Annotated in this window: 21 protein-coding genes; 3 read left to right on the top strand and 18 right to left on the bottom strand. The window is 41.9% G+C overall.

Annotated elements, in window-relative coordinates; translation table 11 throughout:
- Window positions 1-161: 161 nt before the first annotated feature.
- The 14 genes from mdoH to MTF68_RS15825 form a co-directional block, all read right to left on the bottom strand.
- Window positions 162-2123 carry a glucans biosynthesis glucosyltransferase MdoH gene (gene mdoH / locus MTF68_RS15890; protein WP_248463030.1) on the bottom strand — a complete coding sequence of 654 codons (1962 nt, stop codon included), beginning with the start codon at window positions 2121-2123 and terminating at the stop codon, window positions 162-164.
- Window positions 2095-3714, bottom strand: coding sequence for a glucan biosynthesis protein G (locus MTF68_RS15885; RefSeq protein ID WP_248463029.1), 1620 nt, complete (start codon window positions 3712-3714; stop codon window positions 2095-2097). Before MTF68_RS15885 ends, mdoH begins: the two co-directional genes overlap by 29 nt.
- Before the next feature lie 324 nt (window positions 3715-4038).
- Window positions 4039-6768, bottom strand: a complete 2730-nt coding sequence (locus MTF68_RS15880) for an ExeM/NucH family extracellular endonuclease (protein ID WP_248463028.1) — start codon at window positions 6766-6768, stop codon at window positions 4039-4041.
- 130 nt (window positions 6769-6898) lie between these two features.
- A complete protein-coding gene (hemB, locus tag MTF68_RS15875) occupies window positions 6899-7909 on the bottom strand; it encodes a porphobilinogen synthase (RefSeq protein WP_029772896.1) in 1011 nt (336 codons plus the stop codon).
- Window positions 7910-7921: 12 nt separating this feature from the next.
- Window positions 7922-9769, bottom strand: coding sequence for a diguanylate cyclase (locus MTF68_RS15870; RefSeq protein ID WP_248463027.1), 1848 nt, complete (start codon window positions 9767-9769; stop codon window positions 7922-7924).
- Window positions 9769-10554 (bottom strand): TatD family hydrolase, encoded by a 786-nt coding sequence (locus tag MTF68_RS15865; RefSeq protein WP_055255450.1) that lies wholly within the window; start codon window positions 10552-10554, stop codon window positions 9769-9771. Before MTF68_RS15865 ends, MTF68_RS15870 begins: the two co-directional genes overlap by 1 nt.
- Window positions 10554-11084: a hypothetical protein gene (locus tag MTF68_RS15860; protein ID WP_054983614.1), complete on the bottom strand. Its 531-nt coding sequence runs from the start codon at window positions 11082-11084 to the stop codon at window positions 10554-10556. Before MTF68_RS15860 ends, MTF68_RS15865 begins: the two co-directional genes overlap by 1 nt.
- A 1-nt stretch (window position 11085) precedes the next feature.
- Window positions 11086-11826 carry a twin-arginine translocase subunit TatC gene (tatC, locus tag MTF68_RS15855; RefSeq protein ID WP_004587473.1) on the bottom strand — a complete coding sequence of 247 codons (741 nt, stop codon included), beginning with the start codon at window positions 11824-11826 and terminating at the stop codon, window positions 11086-11088.
- 48 nt (window positions 11827-11874) lie between these two features.
- The gene (gene tatB, locus MTF68_RS15850) at window positions 11875-12198 is read right to left on the bottom strand and encodes a Sec-independent protein translocase protein TatB (protein WP_232423994.1); all 324 of its coding nucleotides are present in this window, start codon (window positions 12196-12198) and stop codon (window positions 11875-11877) included.
- Between the two features lie 11 nt (window positions 12199-12209).
- The gene (tatA, locus tag MTF68_RS15845; protein ID WP_004587475.1) at window positions 12210-12464 is read right to left on the bottom strand and encodes a Sec-independent protein translocase subunit TatA; all 255 of its coding nucleotides are present in this window, start codon (window positions 12462-12464) and stop codon (window positions 12210-12212) included.
- A 79-nt stretch (window positions 12465-12543) separates the two neighbouring features.
- Window positions 12544-14148: a ubiquinone biosynthesis regulatory protein kinase UbiB gene (gene ubiB, locus MTF68_RS15840; protein ID WP_248463026.1), complete on the bottom strand. Its 1605-nt coding sequence runs from the start codon at window positions 14146-14148 to the stop codon at window positions 12544-12546.
- 9 nt (window positions 14149-14157) lie between these two features.
- On the bottom strand, window positions 14158-14841 hold the full coding sequence (locus tag MTF68_RS15835) for an SCP2 sterol-binding domain-containing protein (RefSeq protein WP_121638145.1): 684 nt from the start codon (window positions 14839-14841) through the stop codon (window positions 14158-14160).
- Between the two features lie 11 nt (window positions 14842-14852).
- On the bottom strand, window positions 14853-15608 hold the full coding sequence (gene ubiE / locus MTF68_RS15830) for a bifunctional demethylmenaquinone methyltransferase/2-methoxy-6-polyprenyl-1,4-benzoquinol methylase UbiE (protein ID WP_004587478.1): 756 nt from the start codon (window positions 15606-15608) through the stop codon (window positions 14853-14855).
- Between the two features lie 95 nt (window positions 15609-15703).
- Window positions 15704-16690 (bottom strand): diguanylate cyclase, encoded by a 987-nt coding sequence (locus tag MTF68_RS15825; protein WP_121638144.1) that lies wholly within the window; start codon window positions 16688-16690, stop codon window positions 15704-15706.
- Between the two features lie 355 nt (window positions 16691-17045).
- Between MTF68_RS15825 and MTF68_RS15820 the strand changes: the two genes are divergently transcribed.
- Both MTF68_RS15820 and MTF68_RS15815 read left to right on the top strand, forming a co-directional pair.
- On the top strand, window positions 17046-18824 hold the full coding sequence (locus tag MTF68_RS15820) for a DUF885 domain-containing protein (RefSeq protein ID WP_248463025.1): 1779 nt from the start codon (window positions 17046-17048) through the stop codon (window positions 18822-18824).
- Between the two features lie 96 nt (window positions 18825-18920).
- The gene (locus MTF68_RS15815; protein WP_138685038.1) at window positions 18921-20402 is read left to right on the top strand and encodes an FMN-binding glutamate synthase family protein; all 1482 of its coding nucleotides are present in this window, start codon (window positions 18921-18923) and stop codon (window positions 20400-20402) included.
- 36 nt (window positions 20403-20438) lie between these two features.
- On the opposite strand, the gene mtnK is transcribed toward MTF68_RS15815, so the two are convergent.
- Window positions 20439-21656, bottom strand: a complete 1218-nt coding sequence (gene mtnK / locus MTF68_RS15810; protein WP_248463024.1) for an S-methyl-5-thioribose kinase — start codon at window positions 21654-21656, stop codon at window positions 20439-20441.
- 128 nt (window positions 21657-21784) lie between these two features.
- Between mtnK and mtnA the strand changes: the two genes are divergently transcribed.
- Entirely contained in the window at window positions 21785-22810 is a 1026-nt protein-coding gene (mtnA, locus tag MTF68_RS15805) for an S-methyl-5-thioribose-1-phosphate isomerase (protein ID WP_248463023.1), read from the top strand.
- 49 nt (window positions 22811-22859) lie between these two features.
- Here the strand turns inward: mtnA and MTF68_RS15800 are convergent, their stop codons facing one another.
- Genes MTF68_RS15800 through MTF68_RS15790 form a run of 3 tightly spaced genes read right to left on the bottom strand, consistent with a single transcriptional unit; the run spans window position 22860 to window position 24705 of the window.
- On the bottom strand, window positions 22860-23402 hold the full coding sequence (locus MTF68_RS15800; RefSeq protein ID WP_248463021.1) for an acireductone dioxygenase: 543 nt from the start codon (window positions 23400-23402) through the stop codon (window positions 22860-22862).
- Window positions 23399-24082: an acireductone synthase gene (gene mtnC, locus MTF68_RS15795; protein ID WP_248463019.1), complete on the bottom strand. Its 684-nt coding sequence runs from the start codon at window positions 24080-24082 to the stop codon at window positions 23399-23401. The genes MTF68_RS15800 and mtnC overlap by 4 nt, the downstream gene beginning before the upstream one ends.
- Window positions 24082-24705 carry a methylthioribulose 1-phosphate dehydratase gene (locus MTF68_RS15790; protein ID WP_004587487.1) on the bottom strand — a complete coding sequence of 208 codons (624 nt, stop codon included), beginning with the start codon at window positions 24703-24705 and terminating at the stop codon, window positions 24082-24084. Before MTF68_RS15790 ends, mtnC begins: the two co-directional genes overlap by 1 nt.
- Between the last annotated feature and the right edge of the window lie 145 nt (window positions 24706-24850).

Genomic DNA, 24850 nt, shown 5'->3' with positions numbered 1-24850 from the left:
TTAGCTTCGCACAGAGTGCGTAAGAGCGCTCACTTAATACAGTAATCTATACTTGGGTTAGTGAGGCGCAGTTATGAAAGGGAAGTTGTATAGCGGCTTATTTTAGGTATAAAAAAAGGAGCAATCATGCTCCTTTTTGTATTTAGTGCGTGCCCATTGCGCTAATTAAACTTCTTAATGGCTTTAGCTCTTAGCGCTTTCATCTTTGGCAAGCGAGGCTTATTAAAGCTTTGTATTGGCATAACCACTAAATGCTCTTGTGGCAGGGTTGGCACCGTTTTAGGGTATTGCCCAGGCTCTGGTACCGAAATCTCTTTTAAATGCACTTTAAGGTTATTTAGCATAGGGTCGTTATCAACTTCGCTAGGGCAAATAAATATTCCCATTTTACGCAGCTGCACACCTAACTTAATGCTACTGGTGTAGCGTATTATTGGCGCTCCAAGTAATAGACCAAGTAATATAGGCGATAACCACCAAAAGAACACTGGCGTAAAGTAATAGGCTGTAGCACCCCATACTATGGCAACCAAGGTAGAAAATAGTGTGTAATTAAACGCTTCTTTCCACGGTACCATGCGGCCTTCGCGCGGTTGTGCATCCCACTTAACTTTTTTACCCAAAAATACACACACTACAAAGTAAGCATGAAACACCATCATAAGTGGTGCCACAATAATGGCAAATACAGTCTCTATTATTGAGCCTAATATTAATTTAAACGAGCCGCCAAAGCGCTTATTTCTGTGCACTAAAGTGACAATTACACCCATTAATTTAGGCACCAATAATATAATAATGGTTAAATAAAGTAGTGAATCAATTAGGTCTGTTTTAGCTATTTGCCACGTTGGGAATAACTGATAAACCCGATTAAAGTACACATCGCTATTTAATGCACGTGTTACCGCATCTATGGTGCTTAGTGCCAGCATAGATAACCAAATAAGCGATGAAATATAAGCGGTTGCGCCTAATAAAAAGTGAAACTTACTCATTAACTTTAATTTAGACGAGCCTAATAAACCAAGATGCTGAATGTTACCTTGCACCCAACGTCTGTCGCGTATGGCATAATCTAAAATGTTACTTGGTACTTCTTCGTAGCTTCCTTCAATATCGCTAAGTAATAAAACATCCCAGCCTGCACTGTGCAGTAGTGAAGCTTCTACAAAGTCATGACTTAAAATTTCGCCACCAAAGGGGGCATTGCCTTCAAGCGTAGGTAAACCACAATAGTTAATAAATGCTTCAACACGAATAATGGCATTGTGGCCCCAATAATTAGCTTTGTCGGTTTGCCAAAAAGCAGACCCCGTTGCCAGCATTGGGCTGTAAAGCACAGAGGCAAATTGTAAAAAACGACCAAAGTAGGTGTCTTGACGAACTGGAATAGGGATAGTTTGAATTAAGCCAGCTTGCGGGTTGTTGATCATGCTTGTGGTCAGCTCTAGCATACATTTACCCGTCATTACGCTGTCGGCATCAAGTACAATCATGTGATCGTATTGGCTGCCCCAGCGCTCGCAAAAGTCGGTTAAGTTACCTACTTTACGGTGTTTATTATCTTTGCGACGACGATAGAAAACCTGTTTTGCAGTATCGCCTAAACGCTCACATAAAGCATGCCACGCGCTTAGCTCGTTTTGTGCTATTTCAGGGTCTTGCGTGTCGCTAAGTAAATAAAAGTCAAAACTGGCAAGTTGCCCAGTCTCTTTTAGCGATTGTAAGCTCACTTCAAAGCCGGCAATAACACGGTGTGTGTCTTCGTTATAAATAGGCATAACTACCGCGGTTTTTTGCTGTGCAAGCGCGGCATTATCAAACTCAATAGGCTTAATGCGTCTTAGGGTGAGCGGGTCAATACGAAATAATTGCAGTACAAATCCTATCGTGCCGCTACAAAATGCCGTAACAATCCATGCAAAGGTTATTGAAAATAAAACCAATAGCGCGTATTCAAGCAAGGTCATTCCGTTTGAGCTTAAAATTTCAAACATAATGGAGATGCCGTACCCTGAAACAGTGAGTGCAGCAATAGCAAACAACCATACGCGCAGTGTTTTGAATGGCATTGGTGTGCCCTTTCCTTTATTACTTGATGTCATTTGGGTACCAAACATAGCTCCATACCTCACTAATTTCTTTATCACGAAGTTTTAACGATAAACGCATATCTACGGGTTGATCGTCCTGTGGTGCAATTTTAAACGCTACTCGCCAACCTAGAGATTTAGGAAGTTTTTGCACTGTTACATCCCTTACTTCACCTGTTGTAAGCTGAATGTCGGCTTCAAGAGTTAGCTTTTCAGACAGGTTGTTTAAATCGGGGCCTGCAAAGTCAACGGTAAACTGGCGATGACTTTGCGGTGGTGGGTTATCTTCACCTGGCAGCGCTGCGCTACCTATACGTGTGCGTGTTACACGCGCCTTTTGGTGTTGAGTTAAATGGGCGTTAAAGGTGCTCATTTTGTAGCTTAGCTTTAATGAATCACCAGCTTTCATTGGCTTTTCAGGCACCCAGTAACTCACTATATTGTCGTTCGTTTCTGTATCTGTTGGTATTTCTACTAGCTCAACTCGGCCATTTCCCCATTCACCTTTTGGCTCTATCCACAGGCTTGGACGGTCGTGGTAGTGCGCTTCAGTATCTAAGTAATTGTTAAAGTCACGGTCACGCTGTGCTAAACCAAACCCCTTAGGGTTGGTGTATGAAAACGACGTAACGCTTAACTGTGTTGGGTTGTTAAGCGGGCGCCATACCCATTTGTTATCAGCTGACTGTGTTAACAAGCCGTCTGAGTCGTGCACTTCTGGGCGGTAGTCATCAAAAAACTTAGTGCTGTTTTCACCGTGGTAAAACATACTTGTTAAAGGGGCTACGCCTAGCTTTTTAATATCTTTACGGGCAAAAATTTGCATATCAACATCAACTAACATGCTGGTTGTTGGGTCAATATCAAATTTGTAAGCACCAGATACCGAAGGGCTATCAAGCAATGCAAAAATAGTGATGTTAGTTTGCTCAGCCTGGGGCTTAACAAGCCAAAACTCTTTAAACATAGGGAACTCTTCACCCGATGTTTCGGCGGTATCGATTGCTAATCCGCGTGCTGATAAACCATATACTTGATTAGGACCAACAACTCTAAAATAAGAGGCCCCTTGAAACACCATTACCTCATCTTTGTATCCGTTTGTGTTAATTGGGTAATGTAAGCGAAAGCCTGCATGGCCTAGTTGTGTGCCGGCTACGCTTTTTGCTATTTCGTCTTTTAAAGGGGCGGCTGTGCCATCGTATTGATAAAAATCGGTACTAAAAGGTAGGCGATTACGTTTTGAGTCGCCTTCTACGGTATTAATTGTTACCGGTGTTTTATATAAAAAACCAGGGTGAAAGAGTTGTAGCTCATACAGGCCTTCATCTTTCCACACTGATTTATCCTGCTTAAATCGAATTGAGCGGTAATCTTGGTAATCAATGTTATTTAATGCTTCTAGCTCTATATTTTTTGGAGGTGCATATTCTTGTTCGGCTAGTTTTTTAGCGCGGGCGCTTATTACTTCAAATAGGCTTTCTTGCGGAATTGCTGCATCAACACTTGCTGCTATTGCCTGCGTGCTATAGCCCCAGCCAGAAAAAATAAAAAGTAGACCCAATAATGGCGTTGCTTTTTTCTGCCAAGTAGGAGGTGTTTGGGTTAATTGTTTCATTTCCATTCCTTTATAAAAACACGACTTATTTTTACGCTTAGGGTTTGTTACTTAACTACTACACAAGGGTGACGAACTTATAGTGCAACTTTTAATCCGTAAATAAAGTGTTTACATTTCAACAGTTAAATTTATTAAAAAGGGTTTTAACTACGGCTTATGTGTAAAAAATACTCATTTAATGTATTTGTTGCGCGGCTAATTCTATTAATAGTTAATAAACGGTATGGAAGATATTAAGGGTTGTTTACTGAAGCTTGTCTGAATTACATTTTTATAAGCATAAAAAAAGCCGCAAAATGCGGCTTTAAAACAAATCACTCGTTATTTTTTCTTAAATCTGCGCACTAATGAAAGTGGTGCTAATAAAAGAGATAACCAAAGCAATGAGCCTGAGTCGTTATCGTCATCACCCCGTAGGTTGTTTACTCTTACTACAACCGTTTGTGCTTCAGATACGTTACCTACACTATCCTCTGCTTGTACTGTAAGGGTAATACGATTTTCAAACTCGTAGTCTACTTCGCTTGCAACAATTAACTGACCTTGCTCGTTAATTGATACAGAATCGTTACCTGATACGATAAATTTAACCACAGGTGATACATCAGCGTTAGGGTCACTAAAATCAAGTGTGCCAATCACAGTGCCTACAGCGCTGTTTTCATCTACTGTGAATATTTGATCAGGTGCAATTACCGGTGTTTGCTCTTCAGGGGTAAGTACTACTTCAGATTTTATATCAACAATAACTGGGTCGTGATCAGATGCACGGTATGGCCCTTCTGCGTATAGCGTAGATTGATGACCTTCGCTTTTATACTCTAGGTTGTAATCAAGCACGATAGGCTCATCAGCATTGATATGCCAATCATTTGCTGCAACAACTTTGCTTAGTAAAGACTCGGTTGCTAAAGCATGGTCAAGGCTACCTGCACGACCAGAGAAGCTATAAGAGTAGCTTAATGTATCGCCATCAAGCTCTGCGACTACGTTTTTATAGCCTTTTTCATCAAACTTACGGATTGGATCTTCCATTGCATAAGCGTTCATATCACCAACAAGAATGATATCTTCGTCATCTACGCCAGTAGGTTTGTTGTCTAACCAATCAGTAAACGCATCAGCAGCTTCGGTACGAATTTCATTCCAACAGCCTTGGCCATCACCTAGGTCGTCGTTGTTATCATCACCACAGCTCCCTTTAGATTTAAGGTGGGCTACAGAAACAGTAAATACTTCATCTGTTGAAAGTGACTTAAAGCTTTGTGCAATTGGGGCACGGTTGCTGTAATCAAACGGGTAATCAGTAGTAATAGCGGCTGTGCCTACTTCTTCTACTTTATCTGCGCGGTAAATAAGGGCTGTGGTGATTTCGTCGGTACCAATTTGGGCTACGTTAAAATCTACAAACGCGTAGTTGTTAGCGCTGTCAGCATCGTTTAATGCATTTACTAAACTTGCTATAGCACTGAACTCACCAAAGCCATCATTTTCAATTTCCATTAAGCCAACAACATCAGCTTGCATTGCACTAATAGCGCTTACAAGTTTTGCTTCTTGACGTACAAACTCTTCTTCTGAATCTGCACCACGGCTAGTAGGGAAACCACCGCCTTGGCCATCACCGTTAAAGTAGTTAAGTACGTTAAAGCTGGCGATTCGTAAATCGGCTTCTTCACTTTGCTCAGGCGCATCTTCACGCGCATTAGTTGCTATAAATTGTGGTGTAACTGTTGGGTGAATGCGATACGTGCTAAAGCTGTATGTAACTACCCCTGTTACCGCATTTACTGTATCGCCGGTACGTAGAGTATTTTCTGCCGATAGGCCTGGCGCTGGGTAAGCCGTTGGATCTGAGTTTTGAGCTGTAGAGCCATCATCTAATAAGATTTTTTTAGTCAAGTTAGCCGCTTCAACAGCATTGGCTGCATCACCTGGCAATGCAACTTGAGTGCCTTGGTATAAACGCTCAGTGGCTAGTTCTACTTCACCATAGCGACCTAAGCCGTAGTTGTTAGTAACTACAAGTGTTTGGTCTAGGCTTACTAGCATACCTTCATAAGCTTCTAGGTCAGCTTGGCTCTCTAAAGGTAAGCTTATTGAGGTTGCAGAGGCCACTTCGTCAGTACCACATACTGCAATTTGTGTTACATCTGCAAGTTGTGTTGAATCATAGTATTCATCAACTGTGCCCTGTACGCGCACGTGGTCACCTACATTTACATCGGTATCAGTAAAGTATACAAATAGACCTTCAGAGGTCATTGGGTCGTTATCTACATCTGCAGCAAGCGAGGTCACAAAGAAACCACCTAAGCCATCTTCACCTTGAAAATCGGCAGAGACAATACCTTCAATTTCAACAAGGGTATCTACTAACGGGCTTGCTTCACCAGAACCTTGCACAGCGCTAATTAGCGTTTTATCTGCGCCACATACAAGCGGTTCTAATGGTTCTGGCTCAGGGTCTGGCGCAGGAGCCGTACCACCATCGCCAGCATGCGAGCCTAAGCCGTCAAAGGTGTCAATATCAAACTGTTCCCATTCATCGCTAGGATTAAAAGTTGCAGTTGAGTCAGTTCGACCCGTTGTGATGCTATTTTTTCTTCGTAAGGTTTTATTTTGAGTTTGTACGGTATCATCAGACCAAAAAGAGCCAGGATCAACACCCACTTGGCCAAAGCTATCAACCACCACACCATCTTTAGTTAAAACAAGGGCATCGTCACCGTTGTAGTAAGTTACTGTGCTGGTTTCATCTGCAATATCAAGAATGGCAGCGTCAGCACTAGGGTTTGAAATTATATAGGTGGTATTGGCAGCCAATGTGCCTGATAAATCAATTGAGTTACCTACCGAACTACTACCATTTGAATAAAGTCCTAAAGTATAACCTTCAAGAGAAAGCTCTGTATCAGCATTGTTATAAAGCTCAATCGCTTTATTGTTGCTGCTGCCTTCGATGTATTCAGAAATGATTAGATCGGCGGAGGCTGGTGCACTGAGGCTTGCTAATACAAGCGCCAGTGGCGTTATTTTCGTTTTTAACATTTTTTATTATTCCCGTGTATTTAAATCCCAAAATGGGACACCAGTTTAGGCAATCTAAATGACAAAAAGAATACAAATATGTTAATGATTGTAAAAAAATTAAGGCGGCGTACCGCCTTTGATAACATGTTTACTTATTTTGCAGCCATTGCGCGGCCTGCTTGGCAAAATACGTTAAAATACCATCCGCTCCGGCGCGTTTAAATGCCAGTAAAGATTCCATAATTGTGGCCTCTTCACTCAACCAGCCGTTATCGATTGCCGCTTTGTGCATTGCATATTCGCCACTGACCTGATATGCGAAAGTAGGTACACCAAATTCATCTTTAACACGACGAACAATATCAAGGTACGGCATACCGGGTTTCACCATCACCATGTCGGCGCCTTCTTGTAAATCAAGTGCCACTTCACGAATTGCCTCATCAGAGTTGGCAGGATCCATTTGATACGTTTTTTTGTCGGCCCCTTTCAAGTTACCTGCAGAGCCTACAGCGTCTCTAAACGGCCCGTAATAGCTAGAGGCATATTTAGCTGAGTAAGCCATTATGCGTGTGTGAATATGTCCATCTGCTTCAAGTGCTTCGCGAATAGCACCAATACGGCCATCCATCATGTCAGAGGGTGCAACAACATCGGCACCTGCCTCGGCGTGCGAAAGCGCCTGCTTAACAAGAATTTCAGTGGTTATGTCATTAATTACATAACCTTCATCATCAATAATGCCGTCTTGGCCATGAGTAGTAAATGGGTCAAGGGCTACATCGGTAATAACCCCAAGCTCAGGAAAAGCTTCTTTTAAAGCACGAACTGTGCGTTGTGCTAAGCCATCTTCACTGTAGGCTTCTTCGGCCATCAAAGACTTTTTGTCAGCAGGGGTTACCGGAAAAATAGCGACGGCAGGTACACCTAAATCTACAAGCTCTTTAGCTTCTTCAAGCAATAAATCAATTGATAAACGCTCAATTCCTGGCATTGATTCAATTGCTTCGCGGCGGTTTTTACCTTCAAGCACAAATACCGGAAAAATTAAATCGTTCACCGATAGTTGGTTTTCGGCCATAAGACGGCGAGAAAAATCACTGCGGCGCATTCTACGCATGCGGGTATATGGGAAAAGGTCGAGTCCTGATTGGGCCATGTTACTAAGCTCCTACTGTGGAATTGGAAAACTAATTACTTGATTTCGGCCGTGTTGTTTAGCGAAATAGAGCGCTTTATCTGCGTCGTCTGTAAATAGCTCAGGGTTACTAATATCGTTTACTACAGCGCTGTTTACGCCAGCACTAATGGTTACTTTTACGGATGTTCCGGCTACGTTTACGGTATTACTCTCTACGGCTTGGCGAATTTTTTCAGCAATATCAACAGCCCCCTCTTTTGGGGTGTTAGGTAGCAAAACAACAAACTCTTCGCCGCCGTAGCGAGCCACTTCATCCAACGGGCGTTTTAAATGCTGTTTTATAATGTCGGCTACAGCGCGTATTACTTGGTCGCCGGTTAAGTGCCCGTAGTTATCATTTACGCGCTTAAATCGGTCTATATCGAGCATAATCATACTCAAAGGCGTTTGTTCACGCCGAGAGCGACGCAGTTCCATCACTAGTTTTTTATCAAAAAAGCGACGATTTTTAACGCCACTCAGCGCGTCTTCCATATTAAGTAGCTCAAGCTCGCGGTTTTTATCCTCTAGTTCGCGCAAAGTGACTTGTAGCTCAAAGGTGCGCTCATCAACTAACGACTCTAATTCTTTTTGTGTTTGGGCTTGCAGCGCGAGTCGCTCATTTAATAGTGTATCTTGGGCTGCATTTTCAGCAATCAAGGTTTGTTGAGCAATAACTTGTTCATCACGCTCTAAAATAAAGCGCTTCATAACGCCATAACATAGGCAAAATGTACTACCAAAAAAGCATATAAAAACAAAAGCTAAGCTACTTCTACCTAAAGGATATAAGCCAAATACAGCAATAATAAGGTACACCATAACAAGTAAAAATAGCATGAGTGCAATTAGCAGTGCTTGAATTGGTTTTGAAGGCGCGTTTTGCTGGCAGATGTAGGCGCTTACCAAGCAATAAATAATAACAATCGGGCTCGCCAGTAAGCTAAATGGGGTAAACACTGTGCTAGGTAAAGCCCACATAAACAGCAGGCTAATTGCGTAAATATTAGCAACAATGGTTTGCCATTTTAGTAGTTTAGAGGCTTTAGGTTGGCACAGTTGTTTTTGTAGCGGCACAAAAGCAAGCGTAGTGAGCATTAGTAAAACAGGTATCATTACTTGCTGTAATGAAGGCGAATTTGGATGAAAATAACGAGCGCCAAAACCGCATAAATAAGCCAGTAGCACACCTAAGGTCAGCGAAATAATGCCTGCATAAGCAAAATACAACTTGCGCGAAAACCCATACAAAACCAAGCAACTTATGGCCAATGAAAATAAAAAACCAATGAGTAAGCCATAAATTAAATTAAGTTTACCTTTATGCGCTAGGTAGGCATCTGGTTGCCATAAAGTCAGCGGGATGCGTAGCCCAGCACTGTTGTTAACCTTCATTATTACGGTGCTAATACTATTTGCCGGCAGCCTCAAGGTTGCTAATAAAGATTCACTTTTTATTAGCCGTGATGAGAGCTTAAAGTTATCGCCAGTTTGCATGTGTGAGAGCAGTGCTGAATTATAAAAATGAAAAATTTGCGCTTCATTTAACAGCGGGTTATCAAGCGATAAAATAGGGCTTATATTGTTATTTAAGGTATTTTTAACTGTAAACTTGACCCATACAGGGCGTTGTTCAAACCCTAAATTTAATGGCTTATCACTTACTGTTTGCCAGTCGTTAACCTCATGGTAGGCATTGTTTGCTGTGGTGGGCGTAAACGAATAGCTCAGGGTGTCTATTTTTATTGATTTAAAATTTTCAGAAATTACGGGGTTTGCAACACTGCAAAATGAACAAAGGAGCATAAATAGGCTAAATAGCGCCTTTGGGCTTGTCATTAGCGACCTGCTATATCAAATAAGCTATAAAAGTTAGCCGTACTATGGGTGGCAATAGTACTTGGTTCAACGTTATAAAGCTTAGCGAGTGTTTCACACACATAGCTAAGATAGGCGGGCTCATTTTTACGTGATTTTGGTTTAGGGGTTATTGTGCGTGGAATTAAAAAAGGCGCATCGGTTTCTATTAATAACCGCTCAAGCGGGATACTTGGCACCAATTGTTGCAATGCTTTACCGCGGCGCTCGTCACACACCCACCCAGTAATGCCAATATAAAGGCCTAATTCTAAATAATCTTTAAGTGCTTGGGCATTGCCTGTAAAGCAATGCAGCACGCCACGTACGTTATAGTTAGCCAAAATATTTAGCATATCTTCGCTTGCGTCACGTTCGTGTAAATAAACAGGTAGGTTTAGTTTTTCAGCTAACGCTAACTGGCGTTTTAATACGCTGCGCTGAATATCGCGAGGAGAAAAATCGCGATTATAATCAAGCCCACACTCACCAATGGCCACAACGCAATCGTTACTAGCAAGCTGCGTTAAAGTGGTTTCAAGTTCATCGGTGGCATCTTTAGCGTCATGTGGATGCACACCAGCAGTAGAAAACTGATTATATTGTTTTGCTAATGTAAGCGATTGTTCGCTACTAGGCACATCGCAGCCAATTAGTAGCATAGCTTGCACGCCCGCGGCATTTGCGCGGGCAATAATGGCCTGATGCTCACCTTCAAACTGGTGATTGGTTAAATTAACGCCGGCATCAACTAACGTGTAGGTCATTACTGAGTGCGCTTCACACGGATTGAGCGGTTTTGACCATCTTTACGAAGTAAGAAAGAATTAAATACACCGCGGCTAATAACTACTGTGTCTGACTCTTTTAATTTGAGACTGTCAGAGCCAATTTGACGCCATTGCTGGTCGTTATCAAGGGTAATAATGAGCTCGCCATAAGGGGCTTTTCTAACTGATGATACTAATGCTGTGATATTTTCGTCTTTATCTTTAGTGATCTCTTTATGCTCAAGGCCAAAATCATCTGCTTTAGCAGCAGGCGCCGCTTTAGAAACAGCTGCAACAGGTGCACTTACGTTTGGCGATACATTGGTTACGGCTTTTGGTGGGGTAAGGGTTTTTTTCTCACTAGGTTTAGTAAGCGGTTTACCTGCCACTGTGTTGTCATAACATAGTAAACGGTTAAAGTCGTTTTCAATAAAGCTACATGCTTGCAAAGCTTGCACGTTAATTTCTTGCGCTGCAAACGTCGGTGCGCTTAGTAAAACCAGTAGTGAGAGTAGTTGTTTTTTCATTTTATTCCTCAGATTCCTGTTGTTCTTTAGCGCTATAAAATTTCGCTAAAATTAACCCTAGCTCAAATAAAAGCAGCATAGGAAGTGCTAATAGTGTTTGTGATAACACATCGGGCGGTGTTAAAAACATCGCCACAACAAATACACCAACCACAATATAAGGGCGTTTTTGCTTTAAACTCTGCGTGGTTGTAGCGCCACTCCAACATAGCAACATTATGGCTACGGGTATTTCAAACGCCACACCAAATGCAAAAAATAGCTTAAGTACAAATCCTAAATAGCTACTAATATCCGGTGCTAGGGTCATCATTTGCGGCCCTACACTAGTAAAAAAGCCTAATATAATAGGGAGCACTATAAAGTAGCAAAAAGCGATACCGCCATAAAATAGCAAAATACTCGAGGCCAAAATTGGCATTAGCATGCGTTTTTCGTGTTGGTATAAGCCAGGTGCTATAAATCCCCAAATTTGATGCAATATCCACGGAATAGCGCCAAACAAGGCAACAAATAGCGTTAGCTTAAACGGTGCAAAAAACGGTGCCGTAACATCGGTAGCTATCATAGTGGCAGTGCTTGGTAAATGTGCGACTAAAGGGGCGGCTACAAACTCATATATATCATTGGCAAAATACACTAGGCCAATAAATATCACTAAAATACTAAAAAGTGATTTAATAAGCCGATCGCGCAGCTCAATTAAGTGAGCGACGAACCCTGATTTAGCTTGTTCAGACATTATTTTTTATACCACGTAATAAGTTGACCACAAATAGGGGAATTAATTTCACTTTTTTTCATCGAGTTGTTCGTTAGATGACGTGCTTGAAGTGTTTTTATAGCTATGAGTAACCGACTGCGCTGCTTTTTGCAGTTCATCAACCGATTGTTGTAGCTCAGGGCTTAAATCTTTAAGCTCTTGTTGCTCTGCTTTTTTTAGGTTTTCGTGAAGCTCGTGTATGCGTAGCTCTTCACTCACTTCTGCTTTAACTGAGTTGGCCATCGACTTAACGGTTTTTACCCAGCGCATTACGGTGCGAATGGCAACCGGTAACCGCTCAGGGCCAAGTACCACTAGGCCAACAATAAAAACAACAACGAGCTCCCACATTCCCATATTGCTTAAACCTTAGTATCGTCTTTGGTTTTTTCAGTGCTTTGTGTCTGTGTTGGCGCTGCTTTTTGAGACTCTTGGATTTGCTCTGCTTTTTCGCTTTCAGTCTCTTTAGTTTGATCATCAGACATGGCTTTTTTAAACCCTTTTACTGCACCGCCTAAATCACCACCCATGCCGCGTAGTTTTTTAGTACCAAAAAGAAGTACGATAATCGCTAAAACAATCAATAATTGCCAAATACTAATGCCACCTAAACCCATGGTTATCTCCAACTGATAAATGCTTAAATGTTTATTTTAAGTACTAATTATACGCCCTGTGGCATAAATAGCACTTAGTTTATGTGTTACGCCACGCCACAATAAAGCTAATTGCAGACGCTGCTAATGTTACGCCTGCCGCTATGAGGTCGTGCTGCAGATAACACAGTGCCGATACAATCAGTGTAGCACTGCCAAATAGGCTAAGTACTAGCGCTTTGTGTGACACTTTACTTGGCTGAGAATGCTGTATTTGCGGACTACGTTTTAAATTTTGATAAATTAAATCAGGTAGTTCTGGCATTTTTTCAGCCCAAAATGGCAAGTTAGCATACATTCGTTTCATTACTGATAACGGTCCAACTTGTTGTTTTACCCAATCTTCTAAAAATGGCTTAGCGGTTTTCCACAAATCAAGCTGAGGATAAAGCTGACGCCCTAAGCCCTCAACGTATAATAAGGTTTTTTGTAATAATACTAACTGCGGCTGTACTTGCATGTTAAAGCGGCGTGCGGTGTTAAATAAATTAACGAGTACATGGCCAAACGATATCTCAGCCAGCGGCTTATTAAATATAGGTTCGCACACGGTACGAATTGCAAATTCAAACTCTTCTATGCTGGTATCAGGCGGAACCCAGCCCGAGTCAACATGTAGCTGAGCAACTTGGCGGTAGTCACGATTAAAAAAGGCGATAAAGTTTTCTGCAAGATAGCGTTTATCTTCTTTGTTTAATGTGCCAACAATGCCACAGTCGATACCAATATACATGGGGTTTTCAGGGTGCTCGCGAGAGACAAATATATTGCCAGGGTGCATATCAGCATGAAAGAAACTGTCTCTAAATACTTGGGTAAAAAACACTTCTACACCGCGTTCAGCGAGTAATTTCATATTGGTATTCTGCGCAATTAACGACTCAGTATCTGAGACCGGAATTCCGTAAATACGCTCCATAACCAAAACGTTACTGCGGCTATAATCGCTATAAACAGCCGGGATATATAACGAATCAGAGCCTTCAAAGTTACGCTTAAGTTGTATGCCATTTGCGCCTTCGCGCATTAAATCGAGCTCATCTAGCAAGGTTTTTTTATACTCTTTGACCACCTCGACAGGGCGTAACCTTTTTGCTTCGCTGTGTACATTGGCAAGTACTTTAGCGAGCTTTTCCATAAGTGCTAAGTCGGCATTAATTTGTGTTTTTATGTTTGGCCTAATCACTTTTATAACAACATCTTGGGTATTGTTATGGGCATCAACTAGCTTAGCAGTATGCACTTGTGCAATAGACGCTGAGGCCAATGGGGTTTGCGAAAACTCACTAAATAACTGGCTTATATCGCTAATTTCGAGCGCTTTTTCAATTATTTTTTGGGCAAGTTCGCCCTCAAAAGGCTCGACTTGGTCTTGCAAAAAAGCAAGCTCTAACGCAATGTCGTGAGGAAGTAAGTCTCGGCGGGTAGAAAGCATTTGGCCAAACTTAATCCACACAGGGCCAAGCTCTTGCAAGGCTAAGCGCAGTCGCAAGCCTGCTGGCTTATTTTTGTGCTGGTTACGTAACCAAAACAAGCTACCACGCGCAATTTTAGCGTACCAAGGTATTTTTTGTTTTGGTATTAACTCATCTAATCCGTAGCTAAGTAATGTTTTAGTGATGTAATACAATCGAGCAGTCGACACAAAAAATCCTTAGCGGCTGTTGGTGTTAGAAGAGTTGATTAATGCATTTATGCGTTGTTCAATAGCGGCCACTTGCCCTTTTAACACTCGGTTTTGTTGTTTAAATTGTTCAAGCTCTAAAGGGTGAATAGTTACAGCGAGCTCATCTTGGCATAGGCTGGTTAATGTGGTGCTAATTTGCTGACGTGCTTTACGCTCTTTACTGCGTAAAGCGTTTAGCTGTATGTAAAGTTGTTGTGCGGGCGCATCGCCAATATAGTGCGATAGTTGCTCAGGCCAATCTATATCTAGCCCAGAAAATGCGGCGCTGTAAGCCTGAGCGACGTTTAAGTCGCCTTGCAGGTCTAGCTTATCTTGACGAATGAGCTGTGTAAGCATGGCTGGGTCTTTAAGCGCCATGAGTGTATCTATATCTGCGCTGATCATACACTCTGCGCTATCTTCATCGCTGGCACTGTAAAGGTGTAATAGTTTACCATCAAAGGTTAATACTATTTGCTGCTGCCAATTGCGGATTTCGACCTTTAATGGTTTGTGCTTAACGGCACTGAGCTTATCTATTAAGGTGGCGTCGAGTTGCAGTACCTTATTAAGCACTCGCTCTATAAGCGAAAGTACAAAATTAGGTAACATAAAAAACTGCGAATCGGGTTTTGCTGCGATTACATGCTCGCTTTTTTGCTCAAACGCCATAATTGCCTGCCTTAATATTTAAAACCACGGTGCAGTGCAACAATACCACCGGTTAGGTTTTGATACGTTGTTTGTTCAAAGCCTGCTTCTTCCATCATTGCTTTTAAGGTTTCTTGGTCTGGGTGCATACGAATCGACTCAGCTAAGTATTGGTATGACTCGCTATCGTTCGCCACTACTTTACCCATAGTTGGTAATAGATTGAACGAGTAAAAATCGTACGCTTTACTTAAAATTTCATGCTCAGGTTTGGAAAACTCTAATACTAGTAAACGTCCACCTGGCTTTAATATACGGTACATAGAGCGCAGGGCTTTGTCTTTATCGGTTACATTACGTAGGCCAAAGGCAATCGTGATCACATCAAAGCTGTTATCTGGAAATGGCAGCATTTCGGCATTCATTTGCACGTAGTCGATATTGCCGACTAAACCCAAGTTGTGCAGTTTTTCGCGGCCCACTTTTAACATTGAAGAGTTAATGTCACCTAAAACTACTTGGCCGGTGTCACCAACTAGTTGGCTAAATTTTGCTGTTAGGTCACCAGTGCCGCCTGCTAAATCAAGGACGTGGTGACCTTTGCGCACACCTGAGCTGGCTATAGTTTGACGTTTCCATAATCGATGTACACCAAAAGACATTAAATCGTTCATTACATCGTACTTTGCTGCAACCGAGTGAAATACGTCTGCAACCATTGAGGCTTTATCGTTTTCGGCTACGGTTTTATAGCCAAAATGCGTGGTCTTTTGCTCTGTTTCGTTCATGGTTAGTCTCTATCGTGGCAATAAAGACTAGTGTACTTGATTGTATACTGCAGGTGCAATTTGAATATGATTTATCAGGTAATTTAGCGTAAAACCTAGTGGCCAGCTGTAAAGCTACTTTGCCCCAGTGAGCGTGCTTTAAATGCCGCTTGCGAGGCTTTTTTAGCTAACTGGTTAAAGTCATCATTTTTGAGTTGCTGCGCTATGCCTAAAGATAAGTTAATGCCAGGCAGCTTAGTGCCGCTTTTTGAGCTAACAAAACGAAGTTTTTCTACGCCATTACGCACTTTTTCAGCAATAACATTGGCGGTTTCGGGGTCTATATCTGGCAGTAATACGGTAAATTGGTCCTTTGCTGTACGCCCAGGTAAACCACTTTGAAAGACATATTTTTTTACTTGTTTAGCTACTTTGTTCAAAATAACTTCGCCAATTATATCGCCGTAATTATCTACAAAATGATCTAAATTATTTATTTGAATAGCAATTGCGCAAATTGATTTGTCTTGGTTGCTCCATAGTTGGGTTTGCTGCGTTAAATAATGACGTTTATACAGCCCCGTTTGTGAGTCAATAATGTGCTGCTTACGTAATTGCGCCAGCTGTTTTTGGGTTTTTTCGTGTAACTTTTTAGCTTTATATAGCTCGTGTTTGAAGTGCTTGTGTTGCTCAAGTAACGTGGCTGATTGGGTGTTTAACGTATCGAGTGCTTGGCGGCTTTGCTCTATATTATTCTCATCAAGCGTGTGCATGCACTCACTTACTTGGCCGGCAAAGCTAACAATTTGTTTTTCGGTTGATTGCGCATTGCGCGACAGTGAATCAATAACCCCATTTACGTTATTAATCATTGCCACTTGCGTGGTATGCCCTTCGTTTAAAAACTCAAAGTAGAGCTGCTCAATCAAAATACTATCAATTTGGGCTTTATTAGTAATGGCCTCGTCTATGGCGTTATTTAGCTGAGGATTTACTTTACTAATATAGGTATAGGCAACGTGGTAATTTAACGGAGAGGGAGGCAGCGTATGACGTTCTAAAAACAGGCATACATTCGTCATTTTTTCTTGAGCTACAGCCATGGAATCATGGAACATCATTTTAACTACCAACTAAGTACGCATTAAATTACACATTAAAATAACTCTTCAATGAGGCGGCAATGCATCCAAGCTTTATTATTTTTTTACTACAATAATCGTTAAGCAGGCTATTTAAAAGTAAAAACCAGTATTAGTGAACTTAATTTTTTACTTTTGCTGCCTAATAGCTGATTTTATCATCAAAGAGCACGTATTTAGCTTAATTTAGGCGGGTTCAGCTTATTTTACGCGCTCCAATTAAGCGTGTGTTATTGAGATTAATCGCATTTGTCTTGCTATTTACTCAGCCTACGATAGTTTTGTGAAATCTATTGTATGGTTAAGTAAAACTAAAATGAATTATTCCTTACCCCCGCGAATTTGCCGCACACTGCTTGTGCTATCACTTTTTGGCACGCTAAGCGCATGTACATTAACAAGCCGCAACGCAAACACACAATTTGAACAAGTGGCTCAAAGTATTGTTGATTACCGCAAACGTGTTAATCCCTACACTCAGCCTGAAGGGGTTGATGGCTATTTATTACCTAATTTATCGGCCGAATTTTTAAAGCAGCAATATGAGGAAAAAACAGCATTATTAAGTCGTTTAGATGCAATTGATAGCGATGAGCTTTCAAGTGAAAACAGTATTAACCTCAGTATTATTCGTGCGCAAGTACAAAATAGTGTTGATGAATATGTATTTAATGCGCACTACATGCCGCTAACTTCTGAGTATGGGTTTCATTCTAGCTTGTCTTATATGATTAATAGTTCGCAGTACAAGCAACCGCAACAGTTAGAAACGTATTTAGCCCGCCTTGAACAAGTGCCGCGCTTTTTTGAGCAAAATATACATTGGATGAAAAAGGGGCTCGAAACGGGGCTTACTCAACCACAAGCGGTATTAGCTGGGTATGAAGACTCAATAAACGCTTACATAGTGGATGATGTAACGCAGTCAGACTTTTACTCCCCGTTTAAAACGAACACAGCAGGGCTAAGTGAAAACGACTTTAAAGCGTTGCAGCAAAAAGCTAAACGCATCATAAAAAACGATGTTATAGCCTCTTACAAAGCGTATTTAACATTTTTTACTACGCAATATCAGCCAGGTGCACGTACTACGATTGGTATTTCGCAAACCCCTAATGGCAAGGCGTTTTATAAAAACCGCGCACAGTATTACACCACCACAAATATGAGCATTGATGAAATACATCAGCTGGGGTTATCTGAAGTGGCGCGTATCCGCAGTGAAATGCAGGAAATAATTAAAGAAGTAGGCTTTGAAGGCACGTTTGCCGATTTTATCCACTTTTTACGTACCGATCCGCAATTTTACGCCACCACTCCAGAGCAGCTATTAAAAGAAGCTGCTTATATAGCTAAAAAAATGGACGCGCAGCTGCCTAAGTTATTTCATACATTGCCACGTATGCCCTATGGCGTTGCACCTGTACCTGCAAATATAGCCCCTAAATATACAACCGGTCGCTATGTTGGCTCGAGCCGAAGCGATCAAGCGGGTTATTATTGGGTAAATACATATGCGCTAGATAAGCGCCCGTTGTATGTATTAGAGGCGCTGACCTTACACGAAGCCGTACCGGGTCATCATTTACAAATATCGCTTAATGCAGAGCTTGAAAACTTACCAAGCTACCGACGTGATGCCTACCTTTCGGCTTTTGGTGAAGGATGGGGGCTTTATTCTGAATACTTAGGTATAGAAGCAGGCTTTTACCAAGACCCATACAGCCGATTTGGCCGTTTAACCTATGAAATGTGGCGTGCAGCTCGTTTAGTGGTTGATACAGGCATGCACATGTACGGCTGGAGCCGAGAGCGCGCTATGAACTTTATGAGCGAAAACACGGCGCTTTCATTACACAATGTTAAAACCGAAACCGACCGCTATATTTCGTGGCCGGGGCAAGCTTTGTCGTACAAAATTGGCGAGCTGACTATTAAGCGTTTACGCACAGAAGCCGAGCAAGCGCTTGGGCCACGTTTTGATATTCGTGAGTTTCATCATCAAGTATTGCGTCATGGGTCTGTGCCGTTATCAGTGCTTGAAGAGCAAGTTCGTTTGTATATAAAAGCTGAGCTTGAAAACGCACAAAGCTAATTATCTAAAGGTATAAACCTTGAACAACGAAAGGTGTTGTGTCATTTTGACGCAACACCTTTTTTATTTTTAAAAACAGCCATCAAGGGGCCTTGGATGAGCGATTTTATTATTTTTAGTATTGATGTATTTGCGAGTATTTTTATTGTTGCATTAGGATTAATTGTACTTACCATTATAGTTTTTTATTTTCGTGATATTACTCAAACAAAGCATGCAATTAGGCGAAATTACCCGGTTATTGGTCGCTTTAGGTACTTTTTTGAGCGCCAAGGCGAGTTTTTTAGGCAGTACTTTTTTGCCCTCGATAGAGAAGAAATGCCGTTTAACCGAGCAGAGCGTAGTTGGGTGTATCGTGCTGCAAAAGATGTCGATCGTACCGCTGCATTTGGTTCCACGCAAAGCTTAGAGGTAACAGGTACAGTGATGTTTATGAACTGTGCTTTTCCTACCTTAGATGAAGAGGCGCTGGACCCAAGTAATGTAACTTTAGGCCCTTATTGTAAAACGCCGTACACCACTAACTCATTGTTTAATATATCGGGAATGAGCTTTGGTGCGCTCTCAAAACCGGCTGTCAGAGCGTTATCAAAAGGGGCAAAATTAGCCGGCTGCTGGATGAATACAGGTGAAGGCGGGCTAAGCCCTTATCACTTAGAGGGCGGAGCCGATTTGGTGTTTCAAATTGGTACGGCTAAGTATGGTGTGCGCGACGAGCTTGGAAATCTAAGTATCGATAAACTTAAAGAAATTGCGGCGCATAAAAACGTAAAAATGTTTGAGCTTAAATTAAGCCAAGGTGCCAAACCAGGTAAAGGCGGTATGTTACCAGGTAAAAAGGTTAATGCTGAAATTGCTAAAATAAGGGGTATTCCTGAGGGTAAAGATTCAATTAGCCCAAATGGGCACCCAGAAATCAAAAAGCCAAGCGACATATTAGATATGATTGCCACAGTGCGAAACGCCACAGGCAAACCTACCGGCTTTAAAGCCGTTATTGGTGATTACACTTGGCTAGAAACACTATTTGCAGAAATAAACCATCGCGGGCTTGAATCAGCGCCGGACTTTATCACTATTGATAGTGCCGATGGCGGTACGGGCGCAGCGCCACAACCCTTATTAGATTCGGTAGGTTTACCGCTGCGCGAAAGCTTACCGCTGGTTGTTAATATGCTTGAAAAACACGGCTTAACAGGGCGGGTTAAAGTCATTGTTTCGGGTAAGTTAATTGTGCCCTCTAAGGTAGCATGGGCGCTTGCTTTGGGTGCTGATTTTGTTGTTTCTGCGCGTGGTCATATGTTTGCGTTAGGCTGTATACAGGCTATGCAATGTAATAAAGACACCTGCCCAACCGGTGTAACTACCCATAACGAGCGGCTACAGCGTGGTTTAAATGTTGCAGATAAAGCTCAACGGGTTGCCAATTATAATAAATATATTCATTACGGCGCTGGCTTAATTGCCCACTCATGCGGTGTAACAAGTGCACGGGAATTAAGGCGTAAACACGTGCGTATAGTGCAAGAAAGTGGGCTGTCGGAGCCGCTCGATAAAATTTACGAAAACTACCAATAACAGTCTTAGTATAAAAAAGGCGCTTTAGCGCCTTTTTTAATTTAGTTGGCTTATTAATAAACTAAAAAAGGCATCTTTGTTGTCGCAGCTTTTGGCATTTAAAATAAGTTGCTCACCTAAGCTCAGCGTTTGTTTTTGTACTGAAAGGCGCGTATTTTCATCTTCAATGCTGTCAATATCTACCACATGCGCGAGCCCTATGGTGCGCCTAATTAGTTCTGTTCCACAATAACCTATGGCGTCTTGTAATACGGTTTTCATAAAGTACTGTGGGTAGCCCTCGGTATTAAGGGTGCGATCTGTACTGTGGTTGGCAATTAAAGCTAACCATTGTTGCTCAAATAAATTATAGCTTTCAACAATGCAGCTAAGTAAATGCGTTTGATAGTTTCGTCGTGCTACAAACTCTTCAATATGCCCTGCTTGTGCGCAGTAATTTAATAGTAAATTGCCAATAAAAGAGCCTATATCAAAGCCAACAGGGCCAAAAAAGCCAAACTCGGGGTCAATCACTTTAGTGGTATTGGTATCTACAAAAATACTGCCGCTGTGCATATCGCCGTGCAGCAATGTTTGCGGGTTAGATAAAAAATTAGCTTTTAATTTCGCAACTTCTAACTTAAGTGCCGTGTTATCACGCAAAGCGTGTACATGTGTAGTAAGTTGCTCGTCAAAGTGATTGCGTTTGTGATCTGTATACGGATCGCTAAAAAATAAATCTTCTGTAATTTGGCAAAGCTCAGGGTTAGTAAATTGCTGTACTAGGGCCTTTTTATGCTGGGCGGTTAGGTAAAAATCTGAATTATAAAACCCGGTATGGCTTAAATACGTAGCTACGTGCTCGGCTAACTTAGGAAATTGCTCTGCGTTATTTTGCGCGGTGCGCAATATTTTTAAGTGACCTAAATCTTCTAAAATGGTAAGTGCGTAAGCTTGGTTATAGTGCAGTACTTTAGCGGTGTTTTGTGGGCAAATAGCCCCATGGTTAAGTAACACTTGCGCCTCAATACGAGCTCTATCAAGCGTGAGCGGCCATGATTCACCTACACAACGAGCATAAGGCAGTGCTTGCTTTAAAATAATGCTGTTATGGTGCTCATCGCTAATTCTAAATACTAAATTAAGGTTACCGTCACCAAATTCGTACGCAGTTAAGCTGGCGTCAGCATTAAAAAAATCATACTGCTTAGAGTCAATTAGCGAATTTACATATTCAATTGCGCGCTGCGCATCAAACGCGACATAGTTAGCCATAGTGAGTTCTCAAATAACCTTTTTAGGCATTCTATACCTTTAAATGTTTAGATGTCTACAAGTCTAACTTGAGAGTTATTCAAACTGATGTAAAATACCCTTACGCATTTTATTTAAGCAGCCTCACCATGCAAAACCTAATCGCAAGCAGTTTAAAATATGAAAACGGCACATTAAGTGTGCTTGACCAGTATTTACTTCCTCATCAGCAGGTATGGCACGAATGCCATAGTGTTGAGACGATGAAGGAGCTGATCATCAGTTTAAAAATTCGTGGCGCGCCATTAATAGGCTTAGGTGCGAGTTTGCTGGTTGCTCATTTAGCGCAGCAGGGGGGAACTCAAGCGGCGCTTGCAAAAGCAATTGATGAGCTTGAAGCCACAAGGCCAACCGCTGTTAATTTAATGCATTGCATGGCTATATTAAGAGAGGCCCTTAAAAGCGATGATTTTATAGCTGCTGTGGTGTGCAGCGCAGAGCGCCTTTTTATTGAAGACATTGCCCTATGTGAGCGTATGGCAACGCGCGGAGCTGAGCTTATAAACAGCGGCGACAATATTTTAACCCATTGTAATACCGGCGCATTAGCGACTGCTGGTATTGGTACAGCATTAGGCGTTATTTACAAAGCGCAGCAACAACACGGCAATATACATGTGTGGGTTGATGAAACGCGGCCCTTGTTGCAAGGCGGGCGTTTAACCGCGTTCGAGCTTGATCGCTGGCAAGTACCGTATACGCTTATTTGCGATAATATGGCAGCAAGCTTAATGGCCGCAGGCAAGGTAGATAAAATAGTTGTAGGCGCCGATCGTATTGCTGCTAATGGCGACTTTGCTAATAAAGTGGGAACTTATAATTTAGCTGTATTGGCGCATTTTCATGATATTCCTTTTTATGTTGTCGCGCCTTTAACTACGCTTGATACACAAACAGCTTGCGGTAGCGATATAGCAATAGAGCAGCGAAATAGCGCAGAGGTACGCGGCGTAAGTGGCAGTTTTGGTGAGGCGCTGTGGGCACCCACTAATGCCAATGTGTATAATCCCGCATTTGATGTAACACCTGCAAAACTAATAACAGCTTGGGTGTTAGATACCGGTGTTTACAATAAAAGTGATGTAGAGAGTGGCGCGTTAACAGCGCTTAAGTAGTTTTTTAAACAGCGCTCCACTTATCCCTTTGTGGAGCGTATTACTTTTGCTATGCGAGCAACGGAAACTGCTTCGCAATTTCAGACTCGGTGCTTTTTGCAACCCAGCCCTCGGTATTATTAAATAATCTAATGGCGGTAAACTCTGGGTCGCTCCCCATATCAAACCAATGTGGTGTAAGGGTTGGGACCGAAATTAAGTCACCTTGCTGGCATAATACTTGGTAAATTTTGGCATCAATATGTAGGCAAAATAACCCTTGGCCTTTTACAAAAAAGCGAACTTCGTCTTCACTATGAGTGTGCTCAAATAAAAACTTTTCTCGCATTTGTGCCGCTGCAGGGTTACCTTTTGCGAGTGAAATAACATCCACCGTTTGGTAGCCATTTTGCGCTTTTAAGCGCGCTATATCATTTTTATACGCTGCAATAATTTGCTCACTTGTGGTGTGCTCATTAATGGGTGCGGTTGCTTGCCATTGTTCAAAACGTACATTTACTTTTGCTAATTGCTGAGTAATTTCGCTTAAATCACAAGTGTTTACCAGCGCATTACTTGGATTGTTGTTAGCATAAATTGTTAATTGGCTCATGCAAATTGCTCCAATTTAACTGTGCTAAAGTCATGTACGTATGGGTGCGCGCTATGTGCTTGGCCATCACGTATTAAGTGCAAGGTTTTAAGCCCTGCGGCTTTGGCTGCATCAAGCTCATCTGCAACATCACTTAAAAACAAGATTTCGTTAGCACTAAAAGGGAGCTGATTAACTATAGTGTTATAGGCTGCTTGCTCTTGCTTTGCGCCGACTTTGGTATCAAAAAAATCGTTAAACAGGGGGCGAATATCGCCATAGTCACTGTATTTAAAGAGTAACTGCTGCGCCCTTACCGAGCCTGATGAATACACATAGAGTGCGGTACCTTGAGCGTGCTGAGCTTGTAAAAACTCAAACGCATCTGCGTATAGGTGGCCTTTAAAATCACCGTGCTCGTAGCCCGTTTGCCAAATTAGCCCTTGTATTTGCTTTAAAGGGGTAATTTTTTTATCTTCTTCAATCCACTTTAGTAACACGCTAATGACATTTTCTATATCGGCATCTGGCTCATTAATAATGGCTTTAACAGCCGCTATTTGCTCAGCGACATGGGGTTTATTTTCGTTTAAGCGCATAAACGTTGCTAGTTGCTTGGCTGCATACGGAAACAGCACCTCTTTTACAAATGAGATACGTGTTATGGTGCCTTCAATATCAGTTAAAATTGCTTTTATCATTATAGCTGTGCCCCAATACCTTCTATTTTTAACCGTTCCAGCTCGCAACTAAATAAAAACTCTAACCCTTCTAAATGGCGAAGTGCTTGCTTGTAATTACGCCCTACTACATAAACGCCATGCCCACGAATTAACACTGCATGCTCAATGGGTGTATGTAAGTGGTGATCGCTAAGCAGCAAGCTTAAGCGGTCTATGTCTTGGTCGTTTTCAAAAATAGGAATGCTGAGCGTATCTAAATGCGAAGTTACCCCACTGAGTGACTTTTGCATTTCGTAACCGCTTAAATTTAATGCATGGCTTTTAATTACACGCGATAGTACGGTGGCTGCTACTGAGTGAGTATGCAGCACCACGTTTGCGTGCGGAATAAGCTTATACATGCCTAAGTGCAATTGCGTTTCGGCCGATGGGTTGCCAGCACCTTTAGTGCGATTACCTTGATGATCAAGCTCAATGAATGTGTGTGTACCGAGCTGACCTTTATCAAAGCCGCTAGCGGTAACCACATACCCTGTTGCGGTGCGCGCCGAAAAATTTCCGCCGGTGGCGGGAACCCAGCCTTTTTGACTGATCCATTTTCCGGCTTCAATAAGTTGCGAAATAGCGGTATTGTTGTGCATACATTCCTCACCAATGAGTGTAATACCAATGCGTAATAATACTTAATGCATTTGAGGCGCTAAACCAAACGCGAGCTGCGTTTTTGCTACCTCAAAATAGCTCAGTTAATTAAGCAAATTGATATAAAGCTATTTAATTTTAGAC

It is taken from the genome of Pseudoalteromonas sp. 2CM37A (assembly GCF_023161885.1).
In the GTDB taxonomy this organism is placed as follows: Bacteria; Pseudomonadota; Gammaproteobacteria; order Enterobacterales; family Alteromonadaceae; genus Pseudoalteromonas; species Pseudoalteromonas atlantica.
Note: the sequence above shows the minus strand (reverse complement) of the source record. Positions and strands in the feature narration are given on the sequence as shown.